Origin of the sequence: Geopseudomonas aromaticivorans (assembly GCF_019097855.1) — a bacterium.
In the GTDB taxonomy this organism is placed as follows: Bacteria; Pseudomonadota; Gammaproteobacteria; order Pseudomonadales; family Pseudomonadaceae; genus Geopseudomonas; species Geopseudomonas aromaticivorans.
Map to the genome: position 1 here is coordinate 144651 of NZ_JAHRGL010000019.1, position 25302 is coordinate 169952.

22 protein-coding genes are annotated in these 25302 nt (G+C 65.0%); 20 read left to right on the forward strand and 2 right to left on the reverse strand.

The window, feature by feature from the left end; genetic code table 11:
* Positions 1-6: 6 nt before the first annotated feature.
* On the reverse strand, positions 7-2718 hold the full coding sequence (locus tag KRX52_RS08860; protein ID WP_217681373.1) for a [protein-PII] uridylyltransferase: 2712 nt from the start codon (positions 2716-2718) through the stop codon (positions 7-9).
* 37 nt (positions 2719-2755) lie between these two features.
* On the reverse strand, positions 2756-3538 hold the full coding sequence (gene map / locus KRX52_RS08865; RefSeq protein WP_217681374.1) for a type I methionyl aminopeptidase: 783 nt from the start codon (positions 3536-3538) through the stop codon (positions 2756-2758).
* Between the two features lie 266 nt (positions 3539-3804).
* Here map and rpsB point away from each other — a divergent pair, with 266 nt between their 5' ends.
* From rpsB to tilS, 20 genes are all read left to right on the forward strand, one after another.
* The gene (gene rpsB, locus KRX52_RS08870) at positions 3805-4536 is read left to right on the forward strand and encodes a 30S ribosomal protein S2 (protein WP_217681375.1); all 732 of its coding nucleotides are present in this window, start codon (positions 3805-3807) and stop codon (positions 4534-4536) included.
* 126 nt (positions 4537-4662) lie between these two features.
* Complete coding sequence (gene tsf / locus KRX52_RS08875; protein WP_217681376.1) at positions 4663-5532, forward strand: translation elongation factor Ts; 870 nt, start codon at positions 4663-4665, stop codon at positions 5530-5532.
* Between the two features lie 217 nt (positions 5533-5749).
* Positions 5750-6484, forward strand: coding sequence for a UMP kinase (gene pyrH, locus KRX52_RS08880; protein ID WP_217681377.1), 735 nt, complete (start codon positions 5750-5752; stop codon positions 6482-6484).
* A 2-nt stretch (positions 6485-6486) separates the two neighbouring features.
* Complete coding sequence (gene frr, locus KRX52_RS08885) at positions 6487-7044, forward strand: ribosome recycling factor (protein ID WP_217681378.1); 558 nt, start codon at positions 6487-6489, stop codon at positions 7042-7044.
* 16 nt (positions 7045-7060) lie between these two features.
* Positions 7061-7825, forward strand: a complete 765-nt coding sequence (gene uppS / locus KRX52_RS08890; RefSeq protein WP_217681379.1) for a polyprenyl diphosphate synthase — start codon at positions 7061-7063, stop codon at positions 7823-7825.
* Positions 7819-8634 carry a phosphatidate cytidylyltransferase gene (locus tag KRX52_RS08895; RefSeq protein WP_217681380.1) on the forward strand — a complete coding sequence of 272 codons (816 nt, stop codon included), beginning with the start codon at positions 7819-7821 and terminating at the stop codon, positions 8632-8634. The genes uppS and KRX52_RS08895 overlap by 7 nt, the downstream gene beginning before the upstream one ends.
* Positions 8631-9815, forward strand: coding sequence for a 1-deoxy-D-xylulose-5-phosphate reductoisomerase (ispC, locus tag KRX52_RS08900; protein WP_217681381.1), 1185 nt, complete (start codon positions 8631-8633; stop codon positions 9813-9815). The genes KRX52_RS08895 and ispC overlap by 4 nt, the downstream gene beginning before the upstream one ends.
* A gap of 16 nt (positions 9816-9831) precedes the next feature.
* Positions 9832-11184, forward strand: a complete 1353-nt coding sequence (rseP, locus tag KRX52_RS08905; RefSeq protein ID WP_217681382.1) for a sigma E protease regulator RseP — start codon at positions 9832-9834, stop codon at positions 11182-11184.
* 77 nt (positions 11185-11261) lie between these two features.
* Positions 11262-13607, forward strand: a complete 2346-nt coding sequence (bamA, locus tag KRX52_RS08910; RefSeq protein WP_217681383.1) for an outer membrane protein assembly factor BamA — start codon at positions 11262-11264, stop codon at positions 13605-13607.
* A gap of 44 nt (positions 13608-13651) precedes the next feature.
* Positions 13652-14155 carry an OmpH/Skp family outer membrane protein gene (locus tag KRX52_RS08915; protein WP_217681384.1) on the forward strand — a complete coding sequence of 168 codons (504 nt, stop codon included), beginning with the start codon at positions 13652-13654 and terminating at the stop codon, positions 14153-14155.
* Positions 14156-14157: 2 nt separating this feature from the next.
* Positions 14158-15216, forward strand: a complete 1059-nt coding sequence (gene lpxD, locus KRX52_RS08920; protein ID WP_254797469.1) for a UDP-3-O-(3-hydroxymyristoyl)glucosamine N-acyltransferase — start codon at positions 14158-14160, stop codon at positions 15214-15216.
* Positions 15217-15262: 46 nt separating this feature from the next.
* On the forward strand, positions 15263-15703 hold the full coding sequence (gene fabZ, locus KRX52_RS08925) for a 3-hydroxyacyl-ACP dehydratase FabZ (RefSeq protein ID WP_217681385.1): 441 nt from the start codon (positions 15263-15265) through the stop codon (positions 15701-15703).
* The gene (lpxA, locus tag KRX52_RS08930; protein WP_217681386.1) at positions 15700-16476 is read left to right on the forward strand and encodes an acyl-ACP--UDP-N-acetylglucosamine O-acyltransferase; all 777 of its coding nucleotides are present in this window, start codon (positions 15700-15702) and stop codon (positions 16474-16476) included. The genes fabZ and lpxA overlap by 4 nt, the downstream gene beginning before the upstream one ends.
* Positions 16477-16480: 4 nt before the next feature.
* Positions 16481-17614, forward strand: a complete 1134-nt coding sequence (gene lpxB, locus KRX52_RS08935) for a lipid-A-disaccharide synthase (protein ID WP_217681387.1) — start codon at positions 16481-16483, stop codon at positions 17612-17614.
* Positions 17614-18213: a ribonuclease HII gene (gene rnhB, locus KRX52_RS08940; protein ID WP_217681388.1), complete on the forward strand. Its 600-nt coding sequence runs from the start codon at positions 17614-17616 to the stop codon at positions 18211-18213. The genes lpxB and rnhB overlap by 1 nt, the downstream gene beginning before the upstream one ends.
* A 101-nt stretch (positions 18214-18314) precedes the next feature.
* Entirely contained in the window at positions 18315-18698 is a 384-nt protein-coding gene (mntA, locus tag KRX52_RS08945) for a type VII toxin-antitoxin system MntA family adenylyltransferase antitoxin (protein WP_217681389.1), read from the forward strand.
* Positions 18686-19129, forward strand: a complete 444-nt coding sequence (gene hepT / locus KRX52_RS08950; protein ID WP_217681390.1) for a type VII toxin-antitoxin system HepT family RNase toxin — start codon at positions 18686-18688, stop codon at positions 19127-19129. Before mntA ends, hepT begins: the two co-directional genes overlap by 13 nt.
* 74 nt (positions 19130-19203) lie before the next feature.
* Positions 19204-22722, forward strand: coding sequence for a DNA polymerase III subunit alpha (gene dnaE, locus KRX52_RS08955; protein WP_217681391.1), 3519 nt, complete (start codon positions 19204-19206; stop codon positions 22720-22722).
* 106 nt (positions 22723-22828) lie between these two features.
* Positions 22829-23779: an acetyl-CoA carboxylase carboxyl transferase subunit alpha gene (gene accA, locus KRX52_RS08960; RefSeq protein ID WP_217681392.1), complete on the forward strand. Its 951-nt coding sequence runs from the start codon at positions 22829-22831 to the stop codon at positions 23777-23779.
* A gap of 160 nt (positions 23780-23939) precedes the next feature.
* Positions 23940-25256, forward strand: coding sequence for a tRNA lysidine(34) synthetase TilS (gene tilS / locus KRX52_RS08965; protein ID WP_217681393.1), 1317 nt, complete (start codon positions 23940-23942; stop codon positions 25254-25256).
* Positions 25257-25302: the final 46 nt, after the last annotated feature.

The following is a 25302-nucleotide window of genomic DNA, read 5'->3' on the forward strand; positions in this document are numbered from 1 at the left end:
TCCTGTTCAGAAGCTGATGCGTGACAGCGGGACGGCGCTGTCCTGGATATCGGAAAGCTGGCGGACCAGGGACTCCTGCAGGCGGGCGCAGAGTTCCGGGTCGGACAGCGGCTGGTTGTGGGCGTCGGTGACGAAGAATACGTCTTCCACGCGCTCGCCGAGGGTGGCGATCTTGGCGTTCTGCACCGACAGGTCGAAGTCGAGGAAGATCTGTCCGACGCGGGCCAGCAGGCCGGGGCGGTCGGGGGCGATCACCTCGATGACGCTGAGCGGGCGCTGGGCGTCGGTATGGATGGTCACCTGCGGGGCGAAGCCGAAGCTCTTCAGCTGGCGCGGCACGCGGCGCTTGATGATGGTGCTGTAGTCGTGCGGGTTCCTCAGGGCGTCGACCAGGCCCTGGCGGATCTCGGCGATGCGCTCGGGGTCGTCGCCGATCGAGCCGCCATCGGCGTCCAGCACCACGTAGGTGTCGAGGGTGAACTGGCTGGTCGAGGTGAGGATGCGCGCGTCCTGAATGTTCAGGTTGAGCTGGTCCATGGCCGCCACGGTCACCGCGAAGAAGTCGTGCTGGTCCGGGGCGTAGATGAAGATCTGCGTGCCGCCCTCGAATTCACGCTGGGTGGTTTCCTTGATCAGTACCAGCGGTGCGCCGTCGTGGGGATGGCGCAGGATGGCTTCGGCATGCCAGGCGATGTCTTCGGCGCTGTGGCGCAGGAAGTAGTGGTCGCCCAGTTGTGCCCACAGCTGTTCGACGGCATCGGCGTCGATGTCTTCGCGTGCATGCAGCAGCTTGAGCGCCGCGTGCTGGTTCTCGCGGATGCGTTCCTCGCGGTCGATCGGGTTCTCCAGGCCGCGGCGCAGGGCGCGCTTGGTCTCGGCGTACAGCTGGCGCATCAGAGAGGCGCGCCAGGAGTTCCACAGCGTCGGGTTGGTGGCGTTGATGTCGGCCACGGTCAGCACGTAGAGGTAGTCGAGGTGGGTCTGGTCGCCGACCGTGCTGGCGAAGTCGTGGATCACCTGCGGGTCGGACAGGTCCTTGCGCTGCGCGGTGGTGGACATGACCAGGTGGTTCTTCACCAGCCAGGCGATCAGCCGGCTGTCCCACGGCGGCAGGTGGTGGCGCTCGCAGAAGGCCAGGGCATCCTTGGCGCCCAGCTCGGAGTGGTCGCCGCCACGGCCCTTGGCGATGTCGTGGAACAGCCCGGCGAAGTACACCAGCTCGGGCTTGGGCAGTTGGGCCATCAGCTCGCTGGCCAGCGGGTATTTTTCCGCCATCTCCGGACGGTCGAGCTTGCGCAGATTCTTGATCAGGTTGAGGGTGTGGGCGTCGACCGTATAGATGTGGAACAGGTCGTGCTGCATCTGGCCGATGATGTGGCCGAACTCCGGCAGGTAGCGGCCGAGGATGCCGTAGCGGTTCATCCGCCGCAGGTTGCGGTGGATGCCCTCATAGGACTTGAACAGCTCGACGAACAGGCTGGTGTTGCGGATGTCGTGGCGGAACTTGTCGTCGATCAGCTGGCGATGGTCGCGCAGCAGGCGGATGGTGCCGGAGCGCACGCCGCGGATCTCCGGGTGCTGGGCCATCAGCACGAAAATCTCCAGGATCGCGCTGGGCGTGCGCTTGAAGACGCCCGGGTCGCTGGCCTCGATGAAGCCGTCGCGGACCTGGAAGCGGGCATTCAGCGGGCGCAGTTCGCCGCAGCCCGGTTGCTCGAGCAGCTGCTCCTCGAGGGTCTGGTTGACCAGGTCGCTCAGCTCCGCGGCCGCCATCACCACCCGGTAGTACTTCTGCATGAAGCTCTCGACCGCCAGCTTGGCGTTGCTGGCGGTGAAACCGAGCAGGCCGGCCAGGCGCCGCTGGTGGTCGAACAGCAGGCGGTCTTCGGCGCGCCCGGCGACCATGTGCAGGGCGTAGCGCACTTTCCACAGGAACTCCTGGCTGGCGCTCAGCAGGCCGAATTCGCTCGGGGTCAGCAGGCCGCGGGTGACCAGGGTTTCCAGGGTCAGGGTGCCGTAATAGCGGCCGATGACCCAGAGAATGTTCTGCAGGTCGCGCAGGCCGCCGGGCGAGCCCTTGACGTTGGGTTCGAGGTTGTATTCGGTGTCGTTGTACTTGGCATGGCGGGCGTGCTGCTCGGCACGCTTGGCGAGGAAGAACTCGCGCGCCGGCCACATGTACTGGGTGCCGGTGGCGGCGAGCATGCGCCGGCGCAGGTCGTCCGCGCCGACCAGGGTGCGGCTTTCCATCAGGTTGGTGATCACCGTCAGGTCGGCGCGCGCCTGCTCGGCGCAGTCCTCTACCGAGCGCACGCTCTGGCCGATCTCCAGACCGATGTCCCACAGCAGGGTCAGGAAGCCCTCGATCGGTTCGCGCAGGCTGTCGTGCTGCGCGCCGTCGAGCAGGATCAGGATGTCGATGTCCGAGTGCGGATGCAGTTCGCCGCGCCCATAGCCGCCGACCGCGACCAGGGCGATGTCGTTGGCATCGCCCCAGTCGAAGCGGGCCCAGGCTTCGCGCAGGATCTGGTCGACGAACCAGGCGCGACCGGTGATCAGGCGACGGATGTCGCAGGTGGCGGAGAAGCGTCCGTCGAGTATCTCGCCGGCCTGGCGGATCGCCTTCTTGAAGGCGGCGATCGGGCTGCTCTTCAGCGCGAGCTCGGCCTGGAACTGGCCGCGGTCGAACAGCTCATGGTCCACATCCGGATGCGACATCGGGCGATCTCCATTCAGGGGCTGGGGGCGGCGCTGCTCAGGGCAGGCAGCGGGCGATGCTGTCGTCGTTGCGCAGGGTGAGGATTTCGCAGCCGTTTTCGGTCACCAACAGGGTGTGTTCATACTGGGCCGAGAGCTTGCGGTCCTTGGTGATCGCCGTCCAGCCGTCGCCGAGCAGGCGGGTCTCGTGGCGACCCTGGTTGATCATCGGCTCGATGGTGAAGGTCATCCCGGCCTTGAGTTCGAGGCCGGTGCCGGCGCGGCCATAGTGCAGCACCTGTGGCTCTTCGTGGAACACGTTGCCGATGCCGTGGCCGCAATACTCGCGAACCACCGAGTAACCGTTCGACTCGGCGTGCTTCTGGATGATCTCGCCGATGTCGCCGAGGTGGGCGCCGGGGCGCACCAGCGAGATGCCCTTGTACAGGCATTCCTGGGTGATCTGGCACAGCCGCTGGGCCCACTCGGGCGCGTTGCCGATCAGGAACATCTTGCTGGTGTCGCCGAAGTAGCCGTCCTTGATCACCGTGATGTCGATGTTGAGGATGTCGCCATCCTTGAGCGGCTTGTCGTTGGGGATGCCGTGGCAGACCACGTGGTTGATCGAGGTGCAGATCGACTTGGGGAAGCCGTGGTAGTTCAGCGGCGCGGGAATGGCCTGCTGCACGTCGACGATGTAGTCGTGGCAGAGGCGGTTCAGTTCCTCGGTGGTGACGCCCGCGCGGACGTGCGGCTCGATCATCTCCAGCACTTCGGCGGCCAGGCGGCCGGCCACACGCATTTTCTCGATTTCCTCGGGGGTCTTGATGGTGACGGTCATCAGCTCTCTCTGGCGCGGTGCGCCTGCCTACGGTAAACAGGAAAGGATGTCATTCTAACAGACCCGGCATTCGCTGCGGACGGCCGCGGCGGCGCGCAGGCGGGTTTCGCCGAGCGTGCATGTATGGTATAAAGCGCGGCGCTTTTCGGGGTGGTCCCGGAAAGGCAACGAAACCACACACGCATCGACACAATCTATCCTGGGTGCCCGCAAGGGTTGGATATTGGGATGCGTGGAGGCTCAACCCGACTTATCGAGGAATAGAAATGTCCCAAGTCAACATGCGCGATATGCTCAAGGCCGGCTGCCACTTCGGCCACCAGACCCGTTACTGGAACCCGAAGATGGGCAAGTTCATCTTCGGCGCGCGCAACAAGATTCACATCATCAACCTCGAAAAAACCCTGCCGATGTTCAACGAAGCCCTGGCTTTCGTTGAGAAGCTGGCTGCTGGCAAGAACAAGATCCTGTTCGTCGGCACCAAGCGCTCCGCCAGCAAGATCGTCCGTGAAGAAGCTGCCCGCGCCGGCATGCCGTTCGTCGATCACCGCTGGCTCGGCGGCATGCTGACCAACTTCAAGACCATCCGTGCCTCGATCAAGCGTCTGCGCGATCTGGAAGTGCAGTCCCAGGACGGCACCTTCGAGAAGCTGACCAAGAAAGAAGCGCTGATGCGTACCCGTGATCTGGAAAAGCTTGAGCGCAGCCTGGGTGGTATCAAGGACATGGGCGGCCTGCCGGATGCCCTGTTCGTGGTCGACGTTGATCACGAGCGCATTGCCATCACCGAAGCCAACAAGCTGGGCATCCCGGTCATCGGCATCGTCGATACCAACAGCAGCCCGGAAGGTGTGGACTACATCATCCCGGGTAACGACGACGCCATCCGCGCCGTTCAGCTGTACCTGGGCTCCATGGCTGACGCCGTGCTGAGCGGCAAGTCCAAGTCCGGTGCCGAGTTCGCCGAAGCTGCTTCGTCCGAAGCTGCCGAAGGCTAAGCGCCAGGCGCGCCAAGCGTTATCCGGTGCGCAAAAAAGGGGGCTAGGCCCCCTTTTTGCCACCTCCGAATTGCCGCCCGGCCTGCCGGGCGAACTGGTTTAGAGCAACTCTAGAGGACTCCGAACATGGCAGAGATTACTGCAGCCCTGGTTAAAGAACTGCGCGAGCGCACTGGCCAAGGCATGATGGATTGCAAGAAGGCCCTGACTGCCGCCGGTGGCGACATCGAGAAGGCCATCGACGACATGCGTGCCGCTGGCGCCATCAAGGCTGCCAAGAAGGCTGGCAACATCGCTGCCGAAGGCTCCATCGCCGTCAAAGTGGCTGACGACAACAAGTCGGCCGTGATCCTCGAAGTCAACTCGCAGACCGACTTCCTGGCTCTGCAGGACGACTTCAAGAACTTCGTTGCTGCCAGCATCGAGAAAGCCTTTGCCGACCAGCTGGCCGACGTGGCTCCGCTGATCGCTGCTCAGGAGCCGGCTCGCGAAGCCCTGGTCTCCAAGTGCGGCGAGAACGTCAACATCCGTCGCCTGACTCGTGTCGAAGGCGACGTGGTGGGTTCCTACCTGCACGGCCACCGCATCGGTGTCGTGGTCACCCTCAAGGGTGGCAATGCCGAGCTGGCCAAGGAAATCGCAATGCACGTGGCAGCCAGCAACCCGCAGTTCGTCAGCGCTGCCGAGGTTTCCGCCGAAGCCGTTGCCAAGGAAAAGGAAATCTTCCTGGCCCTGAACGCCGACAAGATCGCCGGCAAGCCGGAAAACATCGTCGAGAACATGGTCAAGGGTCGCATCGCCAAGTTCCTCGCCGAAGCCAGCCTGGTCGAGCAGCCGTTCGTCAAGAACCCCGATGTCAAGGTCGGCGAACTGGCCAAGCAGGCCGGCGCTGAAGTCGTCTCCTTCGTGCGTTACGAAGTGGGCGAGGGCATCGAGAAGGCTGAAGTCGACTTCGCTGCCGAAGTGGCTGCCCAGGTGGCTGCCAGCCAGCAGTAAGACGGTCTGACGCTGTCCGAGAAAAGGCTGCCCGCTTCCGCGCGCAGCCTTTTCTTTGAGGGCCGGCAGCGCCGCTCTGTCGAGCCTGCTACAAGCAAGAAATGGATGCTGTTTTTCGTGCCATGAGGGCACAGATTTCGTTCGGCGTGGTCAAATCCGCGCCGGCATGCGGAAGGCGCCGGCTTTTCGCAACCTTTCACTGCCGCAGGAGATTCGTATGGCCCAGCTGAGTGGACGCCAACCCCGCTACAAACGTATTTTGCTCAAGCTCAGCGGTGAAGCGCTGATGGGCAGCGAGGAGTTCGGTATCGATCCCAAGGTGCTCGACCGCATGGCGCTGGAGATCGGTCAGCTGGTGGGGATCGGCGTCCAGGTCGGGCTGGTCATCGGCGGCGGCAACCTGTTCCGTGGTGCGGCGCTGAGTGCGGCCGGCATGGACCGGGTCACCGGCGATCACATGGGCATGCTGGCCACGGTGATGAACTCGCTGGCCATGCGCGACGCTCTGGAGCGCTCGAACATCCCGGCGCTGGTGATGTCGGCGATCTCCATGGTCGGGGTCACCGACCACTACGACCGGCGCAAGGCCGTGCGCCACCTGGCTAGCGGGGAAGTGGTGATCTTCTCTGCCGGCACTGGCAATCCGTTCTTCACCACCGACTCGGCGGCCTGCCTGCGTGGCATCGAAGTCAATGCCGACCTGGTGCTGAAGGCGACCAAGGTCGATGGGGTGTACACTGCCGATCCGTTCAAGGATCCCAATGCCGAGAAGTTCGAGCACCTCACCTATGACGAGGTGCTCGACCGCAAGCTGGGCGTGATGGATCTGACTGCCATCTGCCTGTGCCGCGATCACAAGATGCCGCTGCGGGTGTTCAACATGAACAAGCCCGGAGCCTTGCTTAATATTGTTGTCGGGGGCGCCGAAGGCACCCTGGTCGAGGAGGGTTGAGAATGATCAACGAGATCAAGAAGGACGCGCAGGAGCGCATGAAGAAGTCGCTGGAGTCGCTGGATCATGCCTTTGCCAAGATCCGCACCGGTCGCGCCCACCCGAGCATTCTGGACAGCGTCATGGTGTCCTACTACGGCTCGGATACCCCGCTGCGTCAGGTGGCCAACGTGATCGCCGAGGATTCGCGCACGCTGGCGCTCACCGTGTTCGACAAAAGCATGATCCAGGCGGTCGAGAAGGCGATCATGACCTCCGATCTGGGCCTCAATCCGGCGACTGCCGGCACCACCATCCGCGTACCGATGCCGGCTCTGACCGAGGAAACCCGCAAGGGTTTCACCAAGCAGGCGCGTGCCGAGTCGGAGAACGCTCGTGTGGCGATCCGCAACATCCGCCGCGATGCCCTTGCTCAGCTCAAGGATCTGGTCAAGGAGAAGGAAATCAGCGAGGACGACGAGCGTCGCGCCGCCGACGAGGTGCAGAAGCTGACCGACAAGGCTGTGGCTGATGTCGAAAAGGCGCTCGAAGCCAAGGAAGCCGACCTGATGGCCGTCTGACGGCCGGATGACAGTCATGGACAAGACGAAACAAGCCGTGCAGGCCGCCATCCCCCGGCACGTTGCCATCATCATGGATGGCAACAATCGCTGGGCGAAGAAGCGCTTTCTGCCTGGCGTGGCCGGGCACAAGGCGGGCGTCGACGCCGTGCGTGCGGTGATCGAGGTGTGCGCCGAGGCGGGCGTCGAGGTATTGACCCTGTTCGCCTTCTCCAGTGAAAACTGGCAGCGACCGGCCGATGAGGTGGGTGCGCTGATGGAGTTGTTCCTCATGGCCCTGCGCCGCGAGGCCAAGAAGCTGGTGAGCAACGGTATCCGCCTGCGGGTGCTGGGTGATCGCACGCGCTTCCATCCGGAGTTGCAGGCCGCGATCGCCGAGGCCGAGGCGCAGGCCGCGGGCGGCACGGGGATGCTGCTGCAGGTGGCGGCCAACTACGGAGGTCAGTGGGATATCGCCCAGGCCGCCCAGCGTCTGGCCCGCGAAGTGGCGGCTGGTCATCTGGCCGCCGACGAAATCACCCCGGACCTGCTGCAGCGTTGCCTGGCCACTGGCGAGCAGCCGCCTGTCGATCTGTGTATCCGTACCGGCGGCGAGCAGCGCATCAGCAACTTCCTGCTCTGGCAGGTGGCCTACGCCGAGCTGTATTTCTCCGACGCGCTCTGGCCGGACTTCAAGCATGCAGCCATGCGTGCCGCACTGGACGATTTTGCCCGCCGGCAGCGCCGCTTCGGCAAGACCAGCGAGCAGGTGGCGGCGGAACAACGGAAACCTACATGCTGAAACAGCGCATCATCACTGCCCTGATAATGCTGCCCATCGCTCTGGGTGGCTTTTTTTTCCTTAAGGGTGGCTGGTTTGCCCTGTTCATTGCCGCGGTCGTCTGTGTCGGTGCGTGGGAATGGGCGCGCCTGGCCGGGTTCGAGGTGCAGTCGCAGCGGCTGACCTATGCTGCCGGCGTCGCGCTGCTGCTGCTCGGACTGTACCTGATGCCGCAGTTGGCGGGGCCGCTGCTGACAGCGGCTGTGCTCTGGTGGCTGGCGGCGATCGGCCTGGTGCTGGGTTATCCCGGCAGCAGTCGCGCCTGGCAGGCGCTGCCGGTGCGGCTGCTGATCGGCCTGCTGATCCTGCTGCCGGCCTGGCAGGGCCTGCTGCTGCTCAAGCAGTGGCCGCAGGGCAACAGCCTGATCCTGGCGGTGATGGTGCTGGTCTGGAGCGCAGACATCGGCGCCTACTTCAGCGGCAAACGCTTCGGTCGGCGCAAGCTGGCGGTGCAGGTCAGTCCCGGCAAGAGCTGGGAGGGTCTCTACGGTGGCCTGGCCAGCAGCCTGCTGATCACCCTGCTGGTTGGCCTGTATCGTGGCTGGGACTCCGCGGAGCTGCTGATCGCGCTGGTCGGCGCGGCGCTGGTGGTGCTGATCTCGGTGGTCGGCGATCTGACCGAAAGCATGTTCAAACGCCAGGCCGGGATCAAGGACAGCAGCAATCTGCTGCCGGGTCATGGAGGTGTGCTGGATCGCATCGACAGCCTGACGGCGGCGGTGCCGATGTTTGCCGTGCTGCTCTGGCTGCATGGCTGGGGTAGCCTGTGAAACAACAGATAACCGTACTGGGTGCGACCGGCTCCATCGGTCTGTCCACCCTCGATGTCATTGCCCGGCATCCGCACGACTACGCGGTATTTGCCTTGACGGGCTACGGCCGGTTGGTCGAACTGGAGCGCCTGTGCCTGCTGCATCGGCCGCGTTATGCCGTGGTGCCGAGTGCCGACGCCGCGCGGCAACTGCAGGGCAGTCTGCTGGCGGCCGGCCTGCACGTCGAAGTGCTGGTCGGCGAGCAGGGCCTGTGCGAGGTAGCGGCGCATCCCGAGGTGGATGCGGTGATGGCGGCCATCGTCGGTGCTGCCGGCCTCAAGCCGACCCTGGCGGCGGTGCAGGCCGGCAAGCGCGTGCTGCTGGCCAACAAGGAAGCCCTGGTGATGTCCGGGGCACTGTTCATGCAGGCCGTGCAGACCCATGGGGCGCAGTTGCTGCCGATCGACAGCGAGCACAACGCCATCTTCCAGTGCATGCCAGGCGACTATGCGCGTGGCCTGGGACAGGTCGGCGTGCGCCGCATCCTGCTCACCGCCTCTGGCGGGCCGTTCCGCAGCTGGCCGCTGGAGCGCCTGTGCGAGGCCACGCCGCAGCAGGCCTGTGCCCACCCCAACTGGGCGATGGGGCGCAAGATCTCGGTCGACTCGGCGAGCATGATGAACAAGGGGCTGGAGCTCATCGAGGCCTGCTGGCTGTTCGATGCGCGTCCGGCCCAGGTCGAGGTGGTCATCCATCCGCAGAGCGTGATTCACTCGCTGGTCGACTACGTCGATGGTTCGGTGCTGGCCCAGCTCGGCAATCCGGACATGCGCACGCCGATCGCCCATGCCCTGGCCTGGCCGCGGCGCATCGACTCGGGAGTCGCGCCGCTGGATCTGTTCGCCATTGCTCGCCTGGATTTCGAAGCGCCGGACGAGCGGCGCTTCCCCTGCCTGAAGCTGGCACGGCAGGCCGCCGAAACCGGCGGTACGGCGCCGGCGTTGCTCAATGCCGCCAACGAGATTGCGGTAGCGGCTTTTCTTGACGAGCACATCCGCTTCCACGAGATTGCACACATGATCGACGTGGTGTTGAACCGCATTCCTGCTGTCGAAGTCCGCGAGCTGGAGCAGGTGCTGGCTGCCGACGTGCAGGCGCGCGCGGTTGCTCGCGAATGGCTGGCACAATGCGGACGTTGAGTCCGGAGGTGTTCCGATGAGTGCGCTGTACATGATTGTGGGCACCCTGGTTGCATTGGGCGTGTTGGTCACCATCCACGAATTCGGCCACTTCTGGGTAGCGCGGCGCTGCGGCGTCAAGGTCCTGCGCTTCTCCGTGGGGTTCGGCACGCCACTGCTGCGCTGGCACGACCGCCAGGGCACCGAATACGTCATCGCGGCGGTGCCGCTGGGCGGCTACGTGAAGATGCTCGACGAGCGCGAGGGCGATGTACCGCCGGCCTTGCTCGAGCAGGCGTTCAACCGCAAGAGCGTGCAGCAGCGCTTCGCCATCGTGGCTGCCGGTCCGGTGGCCAACTTCCTCCTGGCCCTGCTGTTCTTCTGGATTCTGGCCATGCTCGGCAGTCAGCAGGTGCGCCCGGTGATCGGCAGCATCGAGCCTGACAGTGTGGCCGGGCAGGCTGGCGTGGTGGCCGGTGCGGAGGTGCTGGCGGTGGACGGCGAGCCGACGCGCGGCTGGAGCGAGGTCAATCTGCAGCTGATTCGACGGCTCGGCGAAACCGGTACCCTGCGCCTGCGCCTGCAGGAGCCGGGTTCGACGGTGGAAAGCGAGCGCAGCCTGGTGCTCGCCGGCTGGCTGAAGAATGTCGAGGATCCCGATCCGCTGGCCTCGCTGGGGATCCGTCCGTGGCGGCCGCAGATTGCGCCGGTGCTGGCTCAGCTCGATCCCGAGGGGCCGGCGAAGGCGGCTGGCTTGCAGGTGGGTGATCGACTGCTGAGTGTGGAAGGGCGCCTGCTGGACGAGTGGCAGCAAGTGGTCGACGCCGTGCGCGAGCAGCCTGGCCAGCGCGTCGAGTTCATGGTCGAGCGTGACGGCCGCCGTTTCGAGGTGAGCCTCACCCTGGCTGCGCGTGGCGAAGGCAAGCAGCGCAGCGGCTATCTTGGTGCCGGGGTCGAGGGCGGCGAATGGCCGGCGGACATGCTGCGCGAGGTCAGTTACGGTCCGCTGGAGGCCGTGGGGGAAAGCATCAAGCGTACCTGGACGATGAGCCGGATGACCCTCGACTCGATCGGCAAGATGCTGTTCGGCGAGCTCTCGGTAAAAAACTTGAGCGGCCCGATAACGATTGCTAAAGTGGCCGGCGCTTCGGCCCAGTCTGGGGTAGGGGATTTCCTGAATTTCCTTGCCTACCTGAGCATTAGCCTGGGAGTGCTCAACCTGTTGCCGATCCCGGTCCTCGATGGCGGGCATCTGCTGTTCTATCTGGTCGAGTGGGCCCGTGGCCGGCCACTCTCCGAGCGGGTACAGGCGATTGGCATGCAGATAGGCGTCAGTCTGGTAGTCGGTCTGATGCTCCTCGCGCTGTTTAATGACATCAGCCGACTGTAACCTGCCATGCATTGCGGAGCTGCCGCCTGTTGCGGCAGTTCCTTTTTAGTCAGTCTGAAAAGTATAGAAAGGACTTCATGAAACGCTTGCTGCTACCGGCGGTAATTGCCGCGCTGATGACCGCCGAGGTTCACGCCGAGTCCTTTACCATCACCGATATTCGCGTCAACGGCCTGCAGCGTGTGTCTGCCGGCAGCGTGTTCGGTGCCTTGCCGCTCAATGTGGGTGACGCGGTCGACGACCGCCGTCTGGTGGATGCGACCCGCTCCCTGTTCAAGACCGGTTTCTTCCAGGATATTCGCCTCGGCCGCGACGGCAACGTGCTGGTGGTCGATCTGGTCGAGCGTCCGTCGATCTCCACCATCGAGATCGAGGGCAACAAGGCCATCGCCACCGACGATCTGCTCAAGGGCCTGAAGCAGTCCGGCCTGGCCGAGGGCGAGATCTTCCAGCAGGCCACCCTCGAAGGCGTGCGCAACGAGCTGCAACGCCAGTACGTGGCCCAGGGCCGCTATTCGGCCAGCATCGAGACCAAGATGGTCAGCCAGCCGCGCAACCGCGTGGCGCTGAAGATCGAAATCAACGAAGGCTCGGTCGCGGCGATCCAGCACATCAACATCGTCGGCAACAAGGTGTTTTCCAGCGAAGAGCTCGCCGGTCTGTTCGAGCTGCGCACCACCAACTGGCTGTCGTTCATCCGCAGCGATGACAAGTATTCCCGCGAGAAACTGTCCGGCGACCTCGAGCGCCTGCGTTCGTATTACCTCGATCGCGGCTACATCAATATGGACATCTCCTCGACCCAGGTGTCCATCACGCCGGACAAGAAGCACGTCTACGTCACCGTCAACATCAACGAGGGCGAGAAGTACCGCATCCGCGAGGTGAAGCTGGCCGGTGACCTGCGCGTGCCCGAGGAAGAGGTGCGCCAGCTGCTGCTGGTCAAGGAAGGGCAGATCTTCTCGCGCAAGGTGATGACCAGCACTTCCGAGCTGATCACCCGGCGCCTGGGCAACGAGGGCTACACCTTTGCCAACGTCAACGGTATTCCCCAGGCGCATGATGAGGACCATACCGTCAGCCTGACCTTCGCCGTCGATCCGGGCAAGCGCGCCTACGTCAACCGCATCAACTTCCGCGGCAACACCAAGACCGAGGACGAGGTGCTGCGTCGCGAGATGCGCCAGATGGAGGGCGGCTGGGCCTCGACCTACCTGATCGACCAGTCCAAGACCCGACTCGAACGCCTCGGCTACTTCAAGGAAGTCAACGTCGAAACCCCGCAGGTGCCCGGCACCGACGACCAGGTCGACGTCAACTACAGCGTCGAGGAGCAGCCGTCTGGCTCCGTCACCGCCAGCGTCGGCTTCGCGCAGAGCGCCGGCCTGATCCTCGGCGGCTCGATCAGCCAGAGCAACTTCCTCGGCACCGGCAACAAGGTCAACCTTGGCCTGACCCGCAGCGAGTACCAGACCCGCTACAACTTCGCCTTCACCGATCCCTACTGGACCGAAGACGGCGTCAGCCTCGGCTACAACATGTTCTACCGCACCACCGACTACGACGAATACGACGTCGACTTCACCAGCTATTCGGTGGACAGTCTGGGCGCGGGGATCAACCTCGGCTACCCGGTCAGTGAAACCTCGCGCCTGAACTATGGCCTGTCGGTGCAGCAGGACGACATCAGTCCAGGTACCTACGCGGTCGACGAGATCCGTGACTTCGTCGACCAGGAAGGCGACAGCTACACCAACTTCAAGGGCTCGGTCGGCTGGTCGGAGTCGACCCTCAACCGCGGCATGTTCGCTACCCGCGGTCATTCGCAGAGCCTGAGCGGCGAGATCACCCTGCCGGGCAGCGACCTGTCCTTCTACCGCATGGAATACAACGGCCAGGTGTTCACGCCGTTGTGGAGCAAGGACTACGCCATGCGCTTCCACACTCGCCTCGGCTATGCCGACAGCTACGGCTCCACCAGCGAGCTACCGTTCTACGAGCACTACTACGCTGGTGGCTTCGGCTCGGTACGCGGCTTCGAGGACAACAGCCTCGGCCCGCGCAGCACACCGGCAGCGGCGGACCCGGATCCGCAGAACGACGCCTTCGGTGGTAACGTGTTGGTGCAGGGCGGCGCGGAGCTGCTGTTCCCCATGCCGTTCGTCAAGGATCAGCGCTCGCTGCGCACGGTGCTGTTCTGGGACGTGGGTAACGTGTTCGACACCAATTGCAGCAGTGCCCAGGAGGCGCGCGGCGAGTCCGGGTGCGACCTGAGCCTGAGTGACATGGCCAGCTCGGTGGGTGTCGGCCTGACCTGGCTGACTGCCATGGGCCCGTTGAGTTTTAGCCTCGGCATGCCGGTCAAGAAGCCCGACGAAGCCGATACCCAGGTGTTCCAGTTCTCCTTGGGACAGACTTTCTAAGCCCCTCGGGGCACTAACCAACCGATTTCTAGCAGGAGTTCATCGTGCGCAAGTTGACCCAAGCTGTCCTGTTCGCCGCTGCTCTGGTGAGCATGCCGGCCTTTGCTGAAATGAATATCGCGGTTCTCAATTACCAGATGGCCCTGCTCGAATCCGATGCCGCCAAGAAGTACGCAGTGGATGCCGAGAAGAAGTTTGGCCCGCAGCTCACCCGCCTGAAGACCCTGGAAAGCGATGCCAAGCGCATTCAGGACCGTCTGATGAAGGAAGGTGACAAGCTGCCGCAGAGCGAGCGCGAGCGCCTGGAGCTGGAATTCAAGCAGAAGGCCCGTGACTTCCAGTTCCAGTCCAAGGAGCTGAACGAATCCAAGGCCGTTGCCGATCGCGACATGCTCAAGCAACTCAAGCCGAAGCTGGACAAGGCAGTCGAGGAAGTGCTCAAGGGCGGCGGTTATGACCTGGTGCTGGAGCGCGGGGCTGTGGTCGACGTCAAGCCGCAGTACGACATCACCAAGAAGGTGATCGAGCGCATGAACCAGCAGCGCTGATCATGACTGCTCCCGTTTTCACTCTGGGCGAGCTGGCTCAGCGTGTCGGTGCTGAACTGCGGGGTCCGGCGGACCTGGCCATCCGTGGCCTGGCCGCTCTGCAGGATGCCGGTCCGCAGCAGCTGACCTTTCTCGCTAACGCGCAGTACCGCAAGCACCTGGCCAACTGCCAGGCCGGGGCGGTGCTACTGAACGCGGCCGATGCCGAAGGTTATGCCGGTGCTGCGCTGGTTTTGGCCAACCCCTATCTGGCCTTTGCCCAGTTGTCGCATCTGTTCGACCGCAAACCGGTTGCCGCGCCGGGCATTCACCCGAGTGCCGTAGTCGCCGAGGATGCCTGCATCGATCCGAGCGCTTCGATCGGTCCCGGTGTGGTGGTCGAGTCTGGCGCGCGCATCGGAGCGCGGGTGAGTCTCGGTGCCTACTGCGTGGTCGGCGCGCGCAGCGTGATCGGTGACGACGGCTGGCTGGCGCCGCGCGTGACCCTCTATCACGACGTACGCATTGGCCAGCGCGTGGTCATCCAGTCCGGGGCCGTGCTGGGTGGCGAAGGTTTCGGTTTTGCCAACGACAAGGGCGTGTGGATCAAGATTGCCCAGATCGGCGGCGTGACCATCGGCGACGATGTCGAGATCGGCGCGAATACCACCATCGACCGCGGCGCACTCGCCGATACGCTGATCGGCAACGGCGTCAAGCTGGATAACCAGATCATGATCGCGCACAACGTGCAGATCGGCGACCACACCGCCATGGCCGGCTGCTGCGGCATTTCCGGCAGCACCAAGATCGGCAGTCACTGCATGATCGCCGGCGGTGTCGGCATGGTTGGCCATATCGAAGTGTGCGACAACGTATTCGTCACCGGCATGACCATGGTCACCCGCTCGATCACCGAGCCGGGCGCCTATTCCTCGGGCACAGCCATGCAGCCGGCCGGTGAGTGGAAGAAGAGCGCAGCGCGCCTTCGTCATCTGGACGACATGGCCAAGCGCCTGCAGCAGCTGGAAAAACGTCTGGCTGCGGTGACCTCCAGCGGTGATGCGGCATCAGATGACTGATGCGTGCTTCCCCCGCGTTCCCTATTTTGATCAAGGCCCCCACGACATGATGGATATCAACGAGATTCGCGAACTCCTGCCGCACCGCTACCCGTTCCTGCTGGTGGATCGGGTGGTGGAGATGAATCTCGAGGAAAAGCGCATCCGCGCCTACAAGAACGTGACCATCAACGAACCGTTCTTCAACGGCCACTTTCCTGGCCACCCGATCATGCCGGGCGTGCTGATCATCGAGGCCATGGCCCAGGCGGCAGGCATTCTCGGGTTCAGCATGATGGGGGCCAAGGCGGCCGCCGATACCCTGTACCTGTTCGTCGGTTCGGACAACCTGCGCTTCCGCTCGCCGGTGACCCCGGGTGACCAACTGACCCTCGAGGCCCGCGTCCTCAGCGCCAAGCGCGGCCTGTGGAAGTTCGAGTGCCAGGCCAGCATCGACGGCAAGGCAGTCTGCTCGGGTGAAATCATCTGCGCGGAACAGAAAAAATGAGTTTGATCGACCCTCGCGCCATCATCGATCCGAGTGCCAAGCTGGCCGACACTGTCGAAGTCGGCCCCTGGTCGATCATCGGGCCGAACGTGGAAATTGGCGAGGGTACCGTGATCGGCCCGCACGTGATCGTGAAGGGCCCCACGGTGATCGGCCGGCACAACCGCATCTACCAGTTTTCCTCGGTAGGCGAGGACACCCCCGATCTGAAGTACAAGGGCGAGCCGACCCGGCTGGTGATTGGCGATCACAATGTGATCCGCGAGGGCGTCACCATCCATCGCGGTACCGTGCAGGATCGCTACGAGACCACCATCGGCAACCACAACCTGCTGATGGCCTATGTGCACATCGGCCATGACAGCGTGATTGGCGACCACTGCATCCTGGTCAACAACACCGCGCTGGCCGGGCATGTGCACGTTGGCGACTGGGCGATCCTCTCCGGTTTCACCCTGGTCCACCAGTTCTGCCATATCGGCGCGCACAGCTTCTCCGGCATGGGCACGGCGATCGGCAAGGATGTGCCGGCCTTCGTCACCGTGTTCGGCAGCCCGGCCGAGGCGCGCAGCATGAACTTCGAGGGCATGCGTCGGCGCGGCTTCAGCGACGAGGTCATGCACGCTCTGCGTCGCGCCTACAAGGTCGTGTACCGCAAGGGCATGACCGTGGAGGAAGCGCTGGCCGAGCTGGCCGCCGATGTCGCGCAGTACCCGGAAGTCGCGCTGTTCTGCGACTCGGTGCGCAGCTCGACTCGCGGCATCACCCGCTGATCCGATGACGCGGCCATTGAAGATCGCCCTGGTCGCTGGCGAGGCGTCCGGCGACATCCTCGGCTCTGGTCTGATGCGGGCCATCAAGGCTCGCCATCCCGAGGTGCAGTTCATCGGCGTCGGAGGGCCGCGCATGCAGGCCGAGGGGCTGGCCTCGTATTTTCCCATGGAGCGCCTGGCGGTCATGGGGCTGGTCGAGGTGCTCGGCCGCCTGCCCGAGCTGCTCAAGCGCCGCCGTCGCCTGATCCGTACCCTGATCGACGAACGCCCGGACGTGTTCATCGGCATCGACGCCCCCGACTTCACCCTCGGCGTCGAACTCAAGCTGCGCCAGGCCGGCATCCGCACCGTGCACTACGTCAGTCCCTCGGTCTGGGCCTGGCGGCAGAAGCGCGTGCTGAAGATTCGCCAGGCCTGCGACCTGATGCTGACCCTGTTCCCCTTCGAGGCGCAGTTCTACGAGGCGCAGCAGGTACCGGTGTGCTTCGTCGGCCATCCGCTGGCCGATACCATCGCCCTCGCTGCTGATCGCGTCGCCGCGCGCAGCTCGCTCGGCCTGCCGGAGCAGGGCGGCGTGGTGGCGCTGCTGCCCGGCAGTCGCGGTGGCGAGGTCGAGCGCCTGGGCAGCCTGTTCCTCGACACGGCGGCACGACTGTGTGCGTTGCGCCCCGGTCTGCGTTTCGTCCTGCCCTGCGCCAATGCCGAGCGGCGTGCCCAGGTCGAGGCCATGCTGGCCGGCCGCGAGCTGCCTGTGATGCTGCTCGATGGCCGCTCCCACGAGGCGCTGGCGGCCTGCGATGCGGTACTGATCGCCTCCGGCACGGCGACCCTCGAGGCGCTGCTGTTCAAGCGGCCGATGGTGGTTGCCTATCGCGTGGCGCCGCTGACCTACCGCATCCTCAAGCGCCTGGTGAAGAGCCCCTACATCTCGCTGCCCAACCTGCTGGCCGGGCGTCTGCTGGTGCCCGAATTGATCCAGGATGCGGCGACCCCTGAGGCCTTGGCCGCCACGCTGTTGCCGCTGCTGGACGACGGTCTGGTGCAGACCGCAGGCTTCGATGCCATCCATCGCGCCCTGCGGCGTGGTGCCTCCGAGCGTGCCGCCGAGGCCGTGCTGCAGCTGGTGGAGCGCGTCTGATGCAGCTCGGTCTGGATTTTGCCCTGGTCGAAGAGCTGGTCGCCGGCGTCGACGAAGTCGGTCGCGGTCCGCTGTGCGGGCCGGTGGTGACCGCAGCGGTGATTCTCGACCCGTTGCGGCCGATCCTCGGCCTCAACGATTCGAAGAAGCTCAGCGAGGCGCGCCGCGAGAAGTTGTTCGATGAAATCCGCGAAAAGGCGCTGGCCTGGTGCATCGGCCGTGCCGAGGTCGAGGAGATCGATCGCCTCAATATCCTCCAGGCGACCTTTCTGGCCATGCAGCGCGCCGTCGAAGGACTGCACATCCAGCCGCGCCTGGCGCTGATCGACGGCAATCGCTGCCCGAAGCTGGCGGTGCCCTGCGCGCCGGTGATCCAGGGCGACGGCAAGGTGCCGGCGATCGCCGCCGCCTCGATCCTCGCCAAGGTCAGCCGCGACCGCGAGATGGCCGAACTGGACCTGATCTATCCCGGCTACCGCATGGCCGGGCACAAGGGCTATCCCACCGCAGTGCACCTCGAGGCCCTGCGCCGCCTGGGGCCGACCCCCATTCATCGACGCTCCTTCGCCCCGGTGCGAGCTTTGCTGGAAGACGGCTGAGCGTGCGGTAGCCAACTGCTTGAGTAGCGAACTGAGCTTGCCAGAGTCGGAGATGGTCGCTACAAATCGCTGTATGCTGGCCCAATAAAATGGGGGCGGGTATGTCTATCGAGCAGGTCAAGACTGTTCTGGCGTTGCATCCGGAGATTCGCCTGGCCTATGTATTCGGCTCCGTTGCGACGGGGAAAGCTCGTCCTGACAGTGACGTGGATGTGGCCGTCAAGGCCGCTTCCCGCCTCGATGCTGAGCTGAAGATGCAGTTGATCGAAGAGCTTGCGGAGAGCACGGGACGTCCTGTCGATCTCATCGATCTCTACGCGGTTGGTGAGCCATTGCTCGGACAGATCCTCAAGTATGGGGTGCGTGTGGTCGGTGAAGACAGTGCGCATGCTGAGCTGATCAGTCGCCATATATTCTCCAGCGAGGACTTCATGCCCTATGTGGCGAGGATGCTCGCGGAGCGGAGGAAGAAATGGATCGGTTGATCGTCGAGCGTAAGCTCGACTCCCTGCAGCGTTGTCTGGCTCGGGTTCGCAGCAAGTGCCCGGCGGATGTGGCGAGTCTTGAGGCCGATCTGGATCTGCAGGATGTGCTGGTGCTCAACCTCAGCCGTGCGGTGCAGGTTTGTGTGGATGTGGCTGCACACCTGCTCAGCGATTTGAATCAGCCGCCGCCGGACACCATGGGGCAGGCTTTTCAGCTCCTGGCCGATTCGGGCTGTCTGGAGTCCGCCTTGGCCGTGCGCCTCAAGAAGGCGGTTGGCTTCCGTAACCTGGCCGTACACAACTACGATGCGATCGACTGGGATATCGTGCATGCCATCGCCAGCCGCCATCTTGAGGATTTTGAGGGGTTTGCCCGGGCGGCGTTGCGCATCCTGGCGATGCTCGAGGTCAAGTCCGCTCCGCCCGCTTGAGCTGATCGGCAATGCAGCCCGCGACAAGGCCCGGTACAATTCCGGGCCTTGTCGTTTCTGCCTCACGGATTGCCATGACTGCCTCCTTCGTCCATCTGCGCGTGCACACCGAATATTCCCTGGTCGATGGCCTGGTGCGGGTCAAACCGCTGGTCAAGGCGGCCGCGGCGGCGGGCATGCCGGCGGTGGCGGTCACCGACATGAGCAACATGTGCTCGCTGGTCAAGTTCTACAAGGCGGCCATGGGCGGCGGGATCAAGCCGATCTGCGGCGCGGACATCTGGCTGGCCAGCCGCGAGGAGGATGGTCCGCTCAGTCGCCTGACTCTGTTGGCGATGGACGGCAAGGGCTATCGCAACCTCACCGAGCTGATCTCGCGTGGCTGGACCGAAGGCCAGCACAACGACCTGGTGATCATCCAGCGCGACTGGGTCAAGGAAGCGGCCGAGGGCTTGATCGCCCTGTCGGGCGCCCGCGAGGGCGAGATCGGTCTGGCCCTGCTCAACGGCCATCCCGAGGAGGCCGAGGCATTGCTCGGCGAGTGGTCGGCGGTGTTTCCCGAGCGCTTCTACCTCGAGGTGCAGCGCACCAGCCGCGCCGGCGACGAGGAGTACCTGCACGCGGCCGTCGAGCTGGCCACGCGCTGTGCCGCACCGCTGGTGGCGACCAATGACGTGCGCTTCCTCAAGCAGGACGATTTCGAGGCCCACGAGACCCGCGTGTGCATCGGCGAGGGGCGCACCCTCGACGATCCGCGCCGGCCGCGCACCTACTCGGACCAGCAGTACCTGAAGACCCCGGCCGAGATGGCCGAGCTGTTCAGCGACCTGCCCGAGGCGCTGGCAAACAGCGTCGAGATCGCCCGGCGCTGCAACATTGAGGTGCGCCTGGGCACCCACTTCTTGCCCAACTTCCCGGTGCCCGAGGGCATGACCATCGACGACTACCTGCGCCAGGTGTCGTTCGAGGGCCTCGAGGAGCGCCTGGAAGTCCTGCTGCCCAAGGACACCCCGGACTACGCGGCGAAGAAGCAGGTCTACATCGACCGTCTCGAGTTCGAGCTGGGCACCATCATCCAGATGGGCTTCCCCGGCTACTTCCTGATCGTGATGGACTTCATCAAATGGGCGAAGAACAACGGCGTGCCGGTCGGTCCCGGCCGGGGCTCGGGTGCCGGCTCGCTGGTGGCCTACGTGCTGAAGATCACCGACCTCGACCCGCTGGCCTACGACCTGCTGTTCGAGCGCTTCCTCAACCCCGAACGGGTGTCCATGCCCGACTTCGACGTCGACTTCTGCATGGACGGTCGCGACCGGGTGATCGACTACGTGGCCGAGGCCTATGGGCGCAATGCGGTCAGCCAGATCATCACCTTTGGCACCATGGCGGCCAAGGCGGTGGTGCGCGACGTGGCGCGGGTGCAGGGCAAGTCCTACGGTCTGGCCGACCGCCTGTCGAAGATGATCCCCTTCGAAGTCGGCATGACCCTGGAAAAAGCCTACGAGATGGAGGAGCCGCTGCGCGACTTCCTGGCCGTCGACGAGGATGCCAGGGAAATCTGGGACATGGCCCTCAAGCTCGAGGGCATCACCCGCGGCACCGGCAAGCACGCCGGCGGGGTGGTCATCGCGCCGACCAAGCTCACCGACTTTGCGCCGATCGCCTGCGACGACGAGGGTGGCGGCCTGGTGACCCAGTTCGACAAGGACGACGTCGAGGCGGCCGGCCTGGTCAAGTTCGACTTCCTCGGCCTGCGTACCCTGACCATCATCAAGTGGGCGCTGGAGACGATCAACCGCGAACAGGCCAAGAAAGGCCTGGAGCCGCTGAACATCGACTTCATCCCGCTGGACGACAAGCCGACCTACCAGCTGCTGCAGAAGGCCGAGACCACCGCGGTTTTCCAGCTCGAATCGCGCGGCATGAAGGAGCTGATCAAGAAGCTCAAGCCGGACTGCCTGGAAGACCTCATCGCCCTGGTGGCGCTGTTCCGTCCCGGCCCGCTGCAGTCGGGCATGGTCGACGACTTCATCAACCGCAAGCACGGCCGTGCGGAGATTTCCTATCCGCACTCCGACTACCAGTACGAGGGCCTCAAGCCGGTACTGGCGCCGACCTACGGCATCATCCTGTACCAGGAACAGGTGATGCAGATCGCCCAGGTGATGGCTGGCTACACCCTCGGCGGCGCCGACATGCTGCGCCGGGCCATGGGCAAGAAGAAGCCCGAGGAAATGGCCAAGCAGCGCGGCGGCTTCATCGAGGGCTGTGCCAGCAACGGCATCGATGGCGATCTGGCGGGCAACATCTTCGACCTGGTGGAGAAGTTCGCCGGCTACGGCTTCAACAAGTCGCACTCGGCCGCCTACGGCCTGGTTTCCTACCAGACCGCCTGGCTGAAGGCCCACTATCCGTCGCCGTTCATGGCCGCGGTGCTGTCGGCGGACATGCACAACACCGACAAGGTGGTGATCCTCATCGAGGAGTGCCGCAGCATGAAGCTGCGCATCGACGCCCCCGACGTCAACACCTCCGAGTTCAAGTTCACCGTCAACGACGACGGGCGCATCGTCTATGGCCTGGGCGCGGTCAAGGGCGTCGGCGAGGGGCCGGTGGAGGCCATCGTCGAGGCGCGCGCCGCAGGACCGTTCAAGGACCTGTTCGACTTCTGCGCGCGCGTCGACCTCAAACGCATCAACAAGCGCACCCTGGAGGCGCTGATCCGCTGCGGCGCGCTGGATCGCCTCGGTCCGTACTACCACGATGAGCCCAAGGCCTACCAGGCCACCCTGGACCTCAATCGCGCCGTGCTGATGGCGGCGATGGAGGAGGCGGTGCGGGCGGCGGAGCAGGCGGTGCGCAGTGCCGACAGCGGGCACATGGACCTGTTCGGCGGCGTGTTCGCCGAGGCCGAGGCGGACGTCTACGCCAACTACCTCAAGGTCCGCGAGCTGACCCTCAAGGAGCGCCTGCGCGGCGAGAAGGAAACCCTCGGTCTATACCTCACCGGCCATCCCATCGACGAGTACGAGGGCGAGGTGCGCCGCTTTGCCCGCCAGCGCATCATCGACCTGCGTCCGGCGCGCGAGACCCAGACGGTGGCCGGCCTGATCGTCAATCTGCGGGTGATGAAGAACAAGCGCGGCGACAAGATGGGCTTCGTCACCCTCGACGACCGCTCCGGACGCATCGAGGCCTCGCTGTTCGCTGAGGCCTTCGCCGCCGCCCAGGCGCTGCTGCAGACCGACGCGCTGGTGGTGGTGGAGGGCGAAGTGAGCATGGACGACTTCTCCGGTGGCCTGCGCCTGCGCGCCAAGCGGGTGATGAGCCTGGAAGAGGCGCGCACCGGCTTGGCCGAGAGCCTGCGCATGAAGGTCGACGGCGAGCAGCTCAAGGGCGAGCGCCTGCGCTGGCTGGCCGAGTTGTGCGGCCAGCACCGCGGCGCCTGCCCGATCACCCTCGACTACAGCGGCAGCCAGGCGCGCGCCCTGCTGCAGTTCGGCGACCAATGGCGAATCGACCCGAACGACAGCCTGATTCAGACTTTGCGTGACCAGTTCGGGCGCGACAACGTCTTCCTGCAATACCGTTAAGGGCGGGTCTCGCAACCCGCCTGGCTCGACCCGCGACGCCCGATCCCGTAAAGTCGCGTGTTTGCTTTCCGAGCCGACCCGCAACCAGCTCTCCACGGATGCCTGCATGAACCCGAATTATCTGGATTTCGAACAGCCGATCGCCGACCTGCAAGCCAAGATCGAAGGCCTGCGCATGGTGGGTAACGACAACTCGTTGAACATCAGCGAGGAGATTGCCCGCCTGCAGGACAAGACGCAGTCGCTGACCCAGAGCATTTTCAGCAATCTGACCAGCTGGCAGATCGCGCGCCTGGCCCGTCATCCGCGTCGTCCCTACACCCTCGACTACATCGAGCACATCTTCGACGAGTTCGACGAACTGCACGGCGACCGCCACTTTGCCGACGATGCCGCCATCGTCGGTGGCGTCGCGCGTCTGGACGGCAAGCCGGTGATGATCATCGGTCACCAGAAGGGCCGCGAGGTGCGCGAGAAGGTGCGCCGCAACTTCGGCATGCCGCGTCCGGAAGGCTACCGCAAGGCCTGCCGCCTGATGGAAATGGCCGAGCGCTTCAAGCTGCCGATCCTGACCTTCATCGACACCCCCGGCGCCTACCCGGGCATCGACGCCGAAGAGCGTGGCCAGAGCGAGGCCATCGCCTGGAACCTGCGCGTGATGGCGCGCCTGAAGACGCCGATCATCGCCACCGTGATCGGTGAGGGCGGCTCCGGCGGCGCGCTGGCCATCGGCGTGTGCGACCAGCTGAACATGCTGCAGTACTCCACCTACGCGGTGATCTCGCCGGAAGGCTGCGCCTCGATTCTCTGGCGCACCGCCGACAAGGCTCCGGAAGCGGCCGAGGCCATGGGCGTCACTGCCGAGCGCCTGAAGAACCTGGGTATCGTCGACCAGATCATCGCCGAGCCGCTGGGTGGCGCCCACAGCGATCCGGCTGCCATGGCCGCGACCCTGCGCCAGTCGCTGAACCAGCAGCTGGAAGTGCTCGGCAAGTACGACACCAAGGAATTGCTGGCTCGTCGCTACAACCGCCTGATGAGCTACGGCGCGGCCTGATTGGCCGCAGCCGAGGTTTCCGCGCTGCGGCGTGGAGCCTCGGCAGCCTGCGGCGGTGGCAAGCTCGCGTAGCGACTTGCCACTGCCAGGCCCGCTCGATAGGTGGCGAAGGCCGGCGCCGCTTGCCACCCACGCCCGCTTTTGTTGGAGCTTCGCCTCCATGTCCCTCGAATCGCGCCTGCTGCACCTCCTCGAACCCTGGCTCAACGCCCCGGCATGGCGAATTGCCTTCTCCGGCGGGGTGGATTCCACCGTCCTCCTGCACCTGCTCGCGCGCCTGCGCGAACGGCAGGCCTTGCCGCCGATTTCCGCCATCCATGTCCATCACGGCCTGCAGGCTGTCGCCGATGCCTGGGTGACGCATTGCCGCGCCCAGTGTGCGGCACTGGGCATCCCGCTGGAGGTACGGCATGTCCGGGTGGCCGGCGGGGCCAGCGTCGAGCGCGCGGCGCGTGAGGCGCGCTATGCCGTGTTTGCCGAGTTGCTGGGGGAAGGCGAGCTGCTGCTGCTGGCCCAGCATCGCGACGATCAGGCGGAAACCCTGCTGCTGCGCCTGCTGCGCGGTGCCGGGGTGCGCGGGTTGGCCGCGATGCCGACCAGTCGACCGCTGGCGGCTGGCGTTCTGCTGCGTCCTTTGCTGGGGATCAGCCGTGCCGAGCTGGAAGCCTGGGCGCATGCGCAGCAGCTGCAGTGGGTCGAGGATCCGAGCAATACGGACATCACCCTGGCGCGCAACTTCCTGCGTCGGGAAATCCTGCCGCGGTTGAGCAACCACTGGCCGGCGGCGAGCGCGGTGCTGGCTCGCGATGCCGAGCAGCTGGCCGAGGCGGACGGGCTGCTCGGCGAGCTGGCTGCGCTGGACCTGCAGGCGGCCGACACGCCGGCGCAACCGGACTGGCTGGGCTTGCCGTCCCTGGAGCTGGCATCGCTACAGGTGCTGTCCGCGGCGCGTCAGCGCAATGCCCTGCGGCACTGGCTGCGGCCTCTGACCTTGCTGCCCGAACGCGAGCACTGGGCCGGCTGGGTCGATCTGCGTGATGCCGGCGCTGCGGCAACGCCGCGCTGGCGTCTGGCGGGCGGCGAGCTGCAGCGGCATGGCGGGCGGCTGTGGTGGTTGAGCGGCGACTGGCTGCATGCGCCTGAAGGGCGCGCTATCGACTGGCTCGATCCGGCGCAGCCGCTCGAACTGCCGGGGAATGGCCGGGTCTGGCTGGACGGGCAGCCGCCGGCCATGCCGCTGCAGGTCCGCTATCGCCAGGGCGGCGAAATGCTCGAGCTGCTCGGGCGCGGTCACCGCGACCTCAAGCGGCTGCTGCAGGAAAGCGGCCTGCCGCCCTTCGTGCGCGGGCGCTTGCCGCTGCTGTACGCGGGCAGCCAATTGATAGCCCTGGCCAATCTGCCACAGCTGAAGCTGGCGGCGCGTGCCGGGTTGCAGCTGCACTGGCAGCCACCGACCGGCGGTCCGGGTTTGAGCTGAAAAGGCCTTTCGCGTAAACTATCCTCCCGTCTTCAAGAGGCTTTCG

Excerpts from the sequence above, each read along its gene's own strand:
- frr (WP_217681378.1), top strand. The coding sequence starts at position 6,487 with ATGATCAACGAGATCAAGAAGGACGCGCAGGAGCGCATGAAGAAGTCG.
- dnaE (WP_217681391.1), top strand. The coding sequence starts at position 19,204 with ATGACTGCCTCCTTCGTCCATCTGCGCGTGCACACCGAATATTCCCTG.
- tsf (WP_217681376.1), top strand. The coding sequence starts at position 4,663 with ATGGCAGAGATTACTGCAGCCCTGGTTAAAGAACTGCGCGAGCGCACT.
- rseP (WP_217681382.1), top strand. The coding sequence starts at position 9,832 with ATGAGTGCGCTGTACATGATTGTGGGCACCCTGGTTGCATTGGGCGTG.
- uppS (WP_217681379.1), top strand. The coding sequence starts at position 7,061 with ATGGACAAGACGAAACAAGCCGTGCAGGCCGCCATCCCCCGGCACGTT.
- hepT (WP_217681390.1), top strand. The coding sequence starts at position 18,686 with ATGGATCGGTTGATCGTCGAGCGTAAGCTCGACTCCCTGCAGCGTTGT.
- lpxA (WP_217681386.1), top strand. The coding sequence starts at position 15,700 with ATGAGTTTGATCGACCCTCGCGCCATCATCGATCCGAGTGCCAAGCTG.
- KRX52_RS08860 (WP_217681373.1), bottom strand. The coding sequence starts at position 2,718 with ATGTCGCATCCGGATGTGGACCATGAGCTGTTCGACCGCGGCCAGTTC.
- KRX52_RS08895 (WP_217681380.1), top strand. The coding sequence starts at position 7,819 with ATGCTGAAACAGCGCATCATCACTGCCCTGATAATGCTGCCCATCGCT.
- rnhB (WP_217681388.1), top strand. The coding sequence starts at position 17,614 with ATGCAGCTCGGTCTGGATTTTGCCCTGGTCGAAGAGCTGGTCGCCGGC.
- tilS (WP_217681393.1), top strand. The coding sequence starts at position 23,940 with ATGTCCCTCGAATCGCGCCTGCTGCACCTCCTCGAACCCTGGCTCAAC.
- map (WP_217681374.1), bottom strand. The coding sequence starts at position 3,538 with ATGACCGTCACCATCAAGACCCCCGAGGAAATCGAGAAAATGCGTGTG.
- mntA (WP_217681389.1), top strand. The coding sequence starts at position 18,315 with ATGTCTATCGAGCAGGTCAAGACTGTTCTGGCGTTGCATCCGGAGATT.
- pyrH (WP_217681377.1), top strand. The coding sequence starts at position 5,750 with ATGGCCCAGCTGAGTGGACGCCAACCCCGCTACAAACGTATTTTGCTC.
- bamA (WP_217681383.1), top strand. The coding sequence starts at position 11,262 with ATGAAACGCTTGCTGCTACCGGCGGTAATTGCCGCGCTGATGACCGCC.
- accA (WP_217681392.1), top strand. The coding sequence starts at position 22,829 with ATGAACCCGAATTATCTGGATTTCGAACAGCCGATCGCCGACCTGCAA.
- lpxB (WP_217681387.1), top strand. The coding sequence starts at position 16,481 with ATGACGCGGCCATTGAAGATCGCCCTGGTCGCTGGCGAGGCGTCCGGC.
- lpxD (WP_254797469.1), top strand. The coding sequence starts at position 14,158 with ATGACTGCTCCCGTTTTCACTCTGGGCGAGCTGGCTCAGCGTGTCGGT.
- rpsB (WP_217681375.1), top strand. The coding sequence starts at position 3,805 with ATGTCCCAAGTCAACATGCGCGATATGCTCAAGGCCGGCTGCCACTTC.
- fabZ (WP_217681385.1), top strand. The coding sequence starts at position 15,263 with ATGATGGATATCAACGAGATTCGCGAACTCCTGCCGCACCGCTACCCG.